Annotated in this window: 8 protein-coding genes; all 8 read left to right on the forward strand. The window is 66.8% G+C overall.

What is annotated here, in order from left to right:
- Positions 1-587 (forward strand): carboxyl transferase domain-containing protein (locus K8V11_RS05870; RefSeq protein ID WP_303911626.1); only part of this gene is annotated, 587 nt, incomplete at its 5' end.
- Between the two features lie 7 nt (positions 588-594).
- The gene (locus K8V11_RS05875; RefSeq protein WP_303911628.1) at positions 595-2,835 is read left to right on the forward strand and encodes a biotin carboxylase N-terminal domain-containing protein; all 2,241 of its coding nucleotides are present in this window, start codon (positions 595-597) and stop codon (positions 2,833-2,835) included.
- Positions 2,836-2,886: 51 nt separating this feature from the next.
- A complete protein-coding gene (locus K8V11_RS05880) occupies positions 2,887-4,083 on the forward strand; it encodes an acyl-CoA dehydrogenase family protein (protein ID WP_303911630.1) in 1,197 nt (398 codons plus the stop codon).
- A gap of 44 nt (positions 4,084-4,127) precedes the next feature.
- Positions 4,128-4,997 (forward strand): enoyl-CoA hydratase family protein, encoded by an 870-nt coding sequence (locus K8V11_RS05885; protein WP_303911632.1) that lies wholly within the window; start codon positions 4,128-4,130, stop codon positions 4,995-4,997.
- Complete coding sequence (locus K8V11_RS05890; RefSeq protein WP_303911634.1) at positions 4,982-5,620, forward strand: TetR/AcrR family transcriptional regulator; 639 nt, start codon at positions 4,982-4,984, stop codon at positions 5,618-5,620. Before K8V11_RS05885 ends, K8V11_RS05890 begins: the two co-directional genes overlap by 16 nt.
- A gap of 324 nt (positions 5,621-5,944) precedes the next feature.
- Positions 5,945-6,316 (forward strand): 30S ribosomal protein S12, encoded by a 372-nt coding sequence (gene rpsL, locus K8V11_RS05895; RefSeq protein WP_303911636.1) that lies wholly within the window; start codon positions 5,945-5,947, stop codon positions 6,314-6,316.
- Positions 6,316-6,786, forward strand: coding sequence for a 30S ribosomal protein S7 (gene rpsG / locus K8V11_RS05900; RefSeq protein WP_067475785.1), 471 nt, complete (start codon positions 6,316-6,318; stop codon positions 6,784-6,786). Before rpsL ends, rpsG begins: the two co-directional genes overlap by 1 nt.
- Positions 6,787-7,069: 283 nt before the next feature.
- The gene (gene fusA / locus K8V11_RS05905; protein WP_303911639.1) at positions 7,070-9,181 is read left to right on the forward strand and encodes an elongation factor G; all 2,112 of its coding nucleotides are present in this window, start codon (positions 7,070-7,072) and stop codon (positions 9,179-9,181) included.
- Positions 9,182-9,423 lie beyond the last annotated feature (242 nt).

A 9,423-nucleotide genomic window follows, 5' to 3' on the forward strand; every position in this document is an offset into this window, starting at 1 on the left:
CCAACGCCCGCGGCATCCTGTTCTCCGAGGAGGCGCAGAAGGCGACGCAGTTCATCGAGCTCGCCAACCGCTACGACCGCCCGCTCATCTTCATGCACAACACCACCGGCTACATGGTCGGCTCCGAATACGAGCGCGGCGGAATGATCAAGCACGGCTCGATGATGATCAACGCCGTCGCGAACTCCGAGGTGCCCCATATCTCGCTCATCACCGCAGCCTCCTACGGCGCCGGGAACTACGGCATGTGCGGCCGGGCGTTCGACCCGAGATTCCTGTTCACCTGGCCGAGCGCGAAGTGCGCCGTCATGGGTTCGGAGCAATTGGCGGACGTCGTGACCTCGGTCGCCTCCGGCGCCGCGGCCTCGCGGGGGACGCCGATCAGCGAGTCGGACCTCGCCGCGATGCGCGACTTCGCGGTGGCCCAGGTCGAGGAGCAATCCACCCCATTGTTCCTCTCGGGATTGCTGTATGACGACGGAGTGATCGATCCCAGGGACACCCGCGCCGTCCTGGCCCTGAGCCTGTCCGCGATCCACACCGCGCCCGTCGAGGGCACGGATTCCTTCGGCGTTTTCCGGATGTGAGGCGACCATGACGACACCGACGACACAGAAACAGACGACACAGACGACCGCGAACGGCACGCACGCGGCGAGCTTCGAGCGCGTACTCATTGCCAACCGCGGAGAGATCGCCCGGCGCATCATCACCACCGCCCGCGACATGGGGTTGGGCACGGTAGCCGTGTTCACCGCGGCCGACGCCGCCGCCCCGCACGCCACAGAAGCCGACTTCGCCGTCGAGCTCACCGGCGACTCGCTCGCCGAGACCTACCTCTCGGCCGAGGCGCTCATCGACGCTGCCCGCGTCTCGGGCGCCGACGCGATCCACCCGGGCTACGGCTTCCTATCCGAGAACGCCGACTTCGCGCGCGCCGTCATCGGCGCCGGCCTCACGTGGATCGGGCCCGACCCGGACGCGATCATCGCGATGGGCTCGAAGATCTCGGCGAAGGAACTTATGGGAGAGGCCGGGGTGCCGCTGCTGAGCGACCTCGACCCGGCGACCGTCACCGACGCGGAATTTCCCGTCCTCATCAAGGCCTCCGCCGGCGGCGGCGGGCGCGGCATGCGCGTCGCCCGCGACCGTTCCGAGCTGGACACGCAGGTCACCGAGGCCAAACGCGAAGCCAAGAGCGCCTTCGGCGACGACGCCGTGTTCTGCGAGCGCTACCTCGAAACCGGGCACCACGTCGAGGTGCAGATCATGGCCGATCGGCACGGCACCGTGTGGGCGGTCGGCGAGCGCGAATGCTCGATCCAGCGCCGCCACCAGAAGATCATCGAGGAATCGCCGTCCCCGCTCATCGAACGGCTCCCTCACGTGCGTTCCGAGCTTTTCGACGCGGCCCGCGCGGCTGCGAGCGCCATCGGCTACGTCGGCGCCGGGACCGTCGAATTCCTCGCCACCGACGACGGCGAGTTCTTCTTCCTCGAGGTCAATACCCGACTCCAGGTCGAACACCCCGTCACCGAGGCGACCAGCGGGCTCGATCTCGTGCGGCTGCAATTCGAGATCGCCGCCGGCGCCCCACTGCCCGCAGACGAGCCGCCGCGCTCGACCGGCCACGCCATCGAGGCGCGGCTCTACGCCGAGATCCCGGCCGCCGACTACCGTCCCGCAGCGGGCACCCTGCACACCCTCGCGCTGCCGGGCCGGGCGCACCAATTCCGCAGTCCCCACGGCGAGCGCGCGTACGTGCGCATCGATTCCGCCGCCGGGGACATCCCGCTCGAGGTCGGCACCGACTACGATCCGATGATCGCGAAGATCATCACCTTCGCCCCAAATCGTGCCGACGCCGTCCGCGCGCTGGCCACGCAGATCCGCGGCGCCCGAATCCACGGGATCGACACGAACCGCGACCAGCTCGTGCGGATTCTCGAACACCCGGAATTCGCACAGGGCACCGCCTCCACGGCATTCCTCGGTGAGGTCGGCGACGAGGTCCTCGCGCCCGTGGTCTCCGGGGCGGACCTCGGCCGGTGCGCTATCGCCGCCGCACTCGCGATGGAGGCAGCCCAGGCGGGCGCGGAGTCCGCCGCCGTCACCATCCATCCCGCGCTGCGCGGGTTCCGCAACGTCGGCGCTGCCGCGCGGTCCACGGAGCTCGAGCCCGCGACCGGAGCGGAGGCCACGGCGGTTCGCGCGGTGCTCACGAGCCGCCGCGGGGGTGCGGAGCCGGTGTTCGCCCGGACCGTCGCCGCCAGATCCGCCCATGACGCCGGACGCACGGCGCGCCCCTGGAGCATCGCGCTCGCATCGGGGAAGGCCACCGCGGGGGAAGACGAACTCGTGGCGGACGTGCTCGCGGCGGTCCTCGGAACCGGCGCGGCGCCTGGGGCCGCAGCCGATGCCGGCGGCACGCGGACGGAGGTCCTCGTGCGCAGCGGCGGGCTCGACGGCCGCTACGTCGTCACCGTGCGCGGCGAGCAGGTGGACGTCGACGGTCCGGGCGGTGCGACCCGCTTCGCGCTCACTCCGCGGTATCCGGATCCCAACGCCGCCGCCGGTGCCGGGTCGCTCCTCGCGCCGATGCCCGGCAGCATCATCGGTGTCGAAGTCGCCGAGGGGGACACCGTCACCGCAGGCCAGGCGCTGCTCAGGCTCGAGGCGATGAAGATGGAGCACACCGTCACCGCGCCCTCCGATGGCGTCGTCTCCGAGCTTCCCGTCTCCGTGGGGGACAAGGTCGACGCCGGCCAGACTCTCGTCGTCATCGATGCCGAGGGCGAGCACGAGGACGAACCGGCCGGCGAATCGGACCACTAGGCGCGGTGCGCGCCTCCGCCGTCATAAACGAAGAAAAATGATTGGAATCCCATGACCACAAAGGCAACGACCGCCACCGCCGATATCGCCAACCCGATCGTCGACACCGACGAGCAGGCTCAGCTGCGCGAACTCGCGCGCAACGTGGGCCGCAAGTACGGATTCGAGTACGTCGCGAACGCCTCGAAGACGGGCGCGAAGACGACGGAGCTGTGGAACGAGCTGGCGGAGCTCGGGCTCGTCGGGCTCAACCTGCCGACCGAATATGGCGGAGGGGGAGCGGGACTCACCGAGCTGTGCATCGCGCAGGAGGAGCTGTCCGCGGCGGGCGCGGGCGTGCTCATGCTCGTCGTGTCGCCGGCGATCAACGGGTCGATCATCGCGCAATACGGCACCGAGGAGCAGAAGCAGCGGTACCTGCCCGGTATCGCCTCGGGCGAGAAGATCGCGGCGTTCGCGATCACCGAGCCCGACGCCGGATCCAACTCCCACGCCATCACCACCACGGCCACCGCGGATGGCGACGGTTTTATCATCCGAGGCCAGAAGACCTTTATCTCCGGCGTCGACCAGGCGGAATGGGTGCTCGTCGTCGCGCGGCTCTCGGATGCGAAGACCGGGAACCTGCAGCCCGCGCTGTTCATGGTGCCCACCGACACACCGGGCCTGCAGGCGATGCCGATCGAGATGGAGGTGCGCCTGCCCGAGCAGCAGTTCCAGCTCTTTTTCGACGATATGCGGGTCCCGGCCGACGCGCTCATCGGCGACGGCGATACCGCGCTGACGATGCTCTTCGCCGGGCTCAACCCGGAGCGCGTCATCGCCTCGGCGATGGCGCTGGGCAACGCACGCTACGCGATCGACAGGGCCGTCGACTACGCGAAGGAGCGGAAGGTGTGGGGGAAGCCGATCGGCGCGCACCAGGGTCTCGCGCATCCGCTCGCGCAGTGCAAGATCGAGCTCGAGCTCGCGGACCTGATGATGCGCAAGGCCGCCGCGCTCGTCGACGCAGGCCGCGACGCCGAGGCCGGCGAGGCCGCGAACATGGCGAAGTACGCCTCCGGCGAGATATCGGCGAAGGCGGTGGACCAGGCGATCCAGACGCTCGGCGGCAACGGCCTGAGCACCGAATACGGGCTCGCCGGGATGCTCGCAGCCTCGCGACTTCCCCGCGTGGCCCCGGTGAGCCGGGAAATGATCCTCAACTTCGTCGCCCAACACAGTCTCGGCCTGCCGCGCAGCTACTGACGCGCGAACACAGTCCCGAAGCACGAGGAGAAGGAGGCACGACCATGGGAGAAAGCGACTCCGACGTCAGAGGCGGGGTGGGCGAGAAGGAGACGAGGTTCGCCGACGCCGTGCGCTACCGGCGCGAGGGGATCGCGGCGCACATCACGCTGGACACGCCGGCCAATCGCAACGCGCTGTCGACGCCGCTCGTGACCGGGCTGCGGGAGGCGTTCGCCGCCGTCGCTGCCGATCCCGGCGCGCGCGTGGTGTTGCTCGGCCACACCGGAGGCACGTTCTGCGCGGGCGCGGACCTGTCCGAGGCGAGCGCTTCCGCCTCGGACCCAGGGGAGGCGGTCGCCGAGCGGACCCGGGTCTTCCTCGACCTGTTGCGGGTAATCCTGACGGCGGACGAGCCAGTAATCGCGGTCGTCGACGGCCACGCGCGTGCCGGCGGGGTGGGACTCGTGGCGTCCTGCGACTTTGCGGTTGCAACACAGCGCGCGACGTTCGGCGTCACCGAGGTTCGGCTCGGCCTCGCCCCGGCAATGATCTCGCTGCCGCTGCGACATCGGATGACCCCGCGTGCCCTACTGCGCCACATGCTCACCGGAGAGAAGTTCGGGCCGGCCGAGGCCTTCCGGTCCGGCCTGCTGTCCCACGCCTCGGAGGGCGAGTACGGCGAGCGCGCCGAGTCCGAGCCGTCCGACGCCATCGGTGGCCTCACCGCGGACCTAGTAGGGTCCTTGCGGAAGAGTTCGCCGGCGGGAGTGGCGGCGACGAAGAAGTTGGCGGTCGCCCCGCTGCTTGCCGACCTGGACGCGGAGGGGGCGCACGTTGCACAGGTGTCGGCCAAGATGTTCCTCGGCGAAGACGCAGGGGAGGGGATGACCGCCTTCCTCGAAAGGCGGGAACCATCGTGGGCGGTCCGATAGCAGACCGCGCTGCCTCGCGGCCGGAACGCTCGCCGAAGCAGGACCGCAGCAAGCGGACCCGCGACAAGCTGCTCGAGGCGACGATCGACATGCTCGCCCACCACGGCTGGCCCGTGACGACTGTCGGTGCGGTCGCCGAGCGGGCAGGAGTATCCCGCGGCGCCGCCCAGCACCACTTCCCGACGCGCGAGGACCTGATGATCGCGGCGCTGGAGTACATGGTGCTCGAGCGCAGCAGCCAGCTCGACGCGTCCTTCGGCGGGGCGAGGCCCGAGACCGAACCCGAGCGCACCCAGTTCGTCGTCCACCACATCACCGAGCACTACACCGGCGACCTGTTCAAGGCGGCTCTACAGGTGTGGACGGCCGCGACGGCGGACCAGGCGCTGCGCGAGCGCATCGTGCCGCTCGAGGCCGAGCTGTCCCGCCACCTCTACAACCTCGCCGTTACCCACCTCGGAGCCGATACCTCCGACCGTCGCACGCGACGACTCATCCGCGCGACATTGGACTTCGCGCGGGGGCTCGGGCTCGCCGAGACACTCATCGACGACTCCGAGCGAAGGGCCGGAATGCTCGACTCCTGGGCCGCGGAACTGGCGACGGTCAAGCGCGTAGAATGAGCATGTACCGAACCCTCCTGGCCACACGTCGCCGGGGGAGGCGCGGAGATTTCCCAGGTAGCGAGGTTCACATGGGGCTGCTTTTGACCTGTGAACTGCGCTTTGATTAGTCTTTTAGATCGTGCTCGCAATATGCGAGCGGGACTACCCGGATACCTAGTAGGCCAGCGAGAGCGGCTGAGTCGTTCCAGCATGCGCGCCAAAGGCGCCTGACAGGGGCGTGAGGAGTAGTTCCGCGAACAGACATTGTGCCAAATCCTCGCGAGAGGTGAGCGTCGCCGGTACCGGCGAGCGCCCGCCTGTCGCATAGCAGAAAGTCGGTTTATGCCAACTATTAACCAGCTGGTCCGCAAGGGCCGCTCTAGCAACTCCGCCAAGACGTCGACGGCGGCCCTCAAGGGCAGCCCGCAGCGTCGCGGCGTGTGCACCCGCGTGTACACGACCACTCCGAAGAAGCCGAACTCCGCGCTCCGTAAGGTCGCCCGCGTGCGCCTCACGAGTGGTATCGAGGTTTCGGCCTACATCCCCGGCGAAGGCCACAACCTTCAGGAGCACTCCATGGTGCTCGTGCGCGGCGGTCGTGTGAAGGACCTTCCGGGTGTCCGTTACAAGATCATCCGCGGCTCCCTGGACACCCAGGGCGTCAAGGATCGCAAGCAGGCTCGCAGCCGCTACGGCGCAAAGAAGGAGAAGTAATGCCTCGTAAGGGTCCAGCCCCCAAGCGCCAGCTCATCAACGATCCGGTCTACGGTTCGCCGCTGGTGACGCAGCTCGTCAACAAGATCCTCCTCGACGGCAAGAAGACCACCGCCGAGCGCATCGTTTACTCGGCGCTTGAGCAGTGCCGCGAGAAGACCGGCACCGACCCGGTCATCACGCTGAAGAAGGGGCTCGACAACGTTCGCCCCGCACTCGAGGTTCGCAGCCGCCGCGTCGGTGGCGCGACCTACCAGGTCCCGGTCGAGGTTCGCCCGGGCCGCTCCACCACGCTGGCGATGCGCTGGCTGGTGACCTTCTCGCGCCAGCGTCGTGAGAAGACGATGGTCGAGCGTCTCGCCAACGAGATCCTCGACGCCTCGAACGGCCTCGGTGCCGCGGTCAAGCGCCGCGAGGACACCCACAAGATGGCCGAGGCCAACCGCGCCTTCGCGCACTACCGCTGGTGATATTCCAGTGACGAACTCGGGCCGATCACTTTCCCGCCGCCGGCACCTCGCCGCGCGGGAGAAGTGACCGGCCCGAGTGGTGCCCAGGGAGGGCACAATAAACTTCTGGCTCCGATGCTGCACATCGCCGAGCCGGGCAGTAGTCTGAATGGTCGGAGGATTTACATCTTCTGCCGTCTACAGGCGCAAGCTAAAAAATAAACGGCAACTGCTAATCAGGAGGCCATGGACGCGTTAACCACGTGGACGGCCTCAAACGACCAGACACGATCGGGGTAATTCCGTGGCACAGGACGTGCTGACCGACCTGAAAAAGGTCCGCAACATCGGCATCATGGCGCACATCGACGCCGGTAAGACGACGACCACCGAGCGAATTCTGTACTACACGGGCGTCAATCGGAAGATCGGCGAGACCCACGATGGCGCGTCGACGACTGACTGGATGGAGCAGGAGAAGGAGCGCGGCATCACCATCACCTCCGCCGCGGTGACCTGCTTCTGGGACGACCACCAGGTCAACATCATCGACACCCCCGGCCACGTCGACTTCACGGTCGAGGTCGAGCGTTCACTCCGCGTCCTCGACGGCGCCGTTGCAGTGTTCGACGGCAAAGAAGGCGTCGAGCCGCAGTCCGAGCAGGTCTGGCGCCAGGCCGAGAAGTACGACGTCCCCCGTATCTGCTTCGTCAACAAGATGGACAAGCTCGGCGCGGACTTCTACTACACGGTTCAGACCATCGTCGACCGCCTTGGCGCGAAGCCGTTGGTCATGCAGCTGCCGATCGGCGCCGAGGACGACTTCGACGGCGTCGTCGACCTGCTCACGATGAAGGCCATCACGTGGCGCGGCAAGGTCGAGATCGGCGCGGAGCCGACCTACGAAGAGATCCCCGAGGATCTCAAGGAGAAGGCCGAGGAGTACCGCGAGCAGCTCATCGAGGCCGTTGCCGAGTCCGATGACGAGCTCATGGAAAAGTACTTCGGCGGCGAGGAGCTCTCGCTCGAGGAGATCAAGGCTGCGATCCGCAAGCTGACGATCAACTCGGAGATCTACCCGGTTCTCTGTGGCACCGCCTACAAGAACAAGGGCATCCAGCCGATGCTTGACGCGGTCATCGATTACCTCCCGACCCCGCTCGATGTGGGCGAGGTCCACGGCCACAAGGTCGGCGATGAAGAGGTCGAGATGACGCGTAAGCCCTCGAAGGAAGAGCCGTTCTCGGCTCTCGCCTTCAAGGTCGCCTCGCACCCGTTCTTCGGCAACCTCATCTACGCTCGCGTCTACTCCGGTCGGGTCACCCCGAGCACCCAGGTGCAGAACTCGACCAAGGGGAAGAAGGAGCGCATCGGCAAGCTCTTCCAGATGCACGCCAACAAGGAGAACCCGGTCGACGAGGCCGTGGCCGGCAACATCTACGCGTTCATCGGTCTCAAGGACGTCACCACCGGTGACACTCTGTGTGACATCAACGATCAGATCGTTCTCGAGTCGATGAGCTTCCCGGACCCGGTTATCCACGTGTCCATCGAGCCGAAGACGAAGGCGGACCAGGAGAAGCTGGGCACCGCGATTCAGCGTCTCGTCGATGAGGACCCGACATTCACCGTTCGCCTCGACGAGGAGACCGGCCAGACCGTCATCGGCGGCATGGGCGAGCTCCACCTCGACGTGTTCGTGGACCGCATGAAGCGCGAGTTCAAGGTCGAGGCCAACGTCGGTATGCCGCAGGTTGCCTACCGCGAAACACTCAAGGGCGTCGTCGAGAAGTACGACTACACCCACAAGAAGCAGACCGGTGGTTCGGGTCAGTTCGCCAAGGTTCAGATCCGTCTCGAGCCCCTCGAGGACGAGAAGATCGAAGAGGGCGAGACTTACGAATTCGAGGACAAGGTCACCGGTGGCCGCGTGCCGAAGGAGTACATTCCTTCGGTCAACGCCGGTATCCAGGACTCGATGCAGTACGGCATCCTCGCCGGCTACCCGATGGTCAACGTCAAGGCGACGCTCCTCGACGGCCAGTACCACGAGGTCGACTCCTCGGAGATGGCCTTCAAGGTCGCCGGCTCCATGGCGTTCAAGGAAGCGGCTCGGATGGCAAAGCCTGTCATCCTCGAGCCGATGATGTCCGTCGAGGTGACGACTCCCGAGGATTACATGGGTGACGTGATCGGCGACATCAACTCCCGCCGCGGCCAGGTCCAGTCGATGGAGGAGCGCACCGGCGCCCGCGTCGTCAAGGCCTACGTGCCGCTTTCCGAAATGTTCGGCTACGTCGGTGACCTTCGGTCCCGTACGCAGGGCCGAGCCAACTACTCGATGGTCTTCGGACACTACGCAGAGGTTCCGGCCTCTGTGTCCAAGGAGATCATCGCCAAGGCGACCGGGGAATAGTCCGGTAGGGGTGTGTTAACCTGCCAAGCAACCTGTTTGAGCAGGCAACACGCCTTACCGGCGGCCTTCGGTCGAAACCTCCGGGTGGCCGCCGGAACGTGCCGTCAGGCACAGTAAGTAAAGTCAGTACAAGCTGAAACCGAATGTGCTCACGAACCACGTGAGCCCATACCAGTCCAGGAGGACAAACAAGTGGCGAAGGCGAAGTTCGAGCGGACGAAGCCGCACGTAAACATCGGCAC

This window comes from Dietzia timorensis (assembly GCF_020742175.1).
In the GTDB taxonomy this organism is placed as follows: Bacteria; Actinomycetota; Actinomycetes; order Mycobacteriales; family Mycobacteriaceae; genus Dietzia; species Dietzia timorensis_A.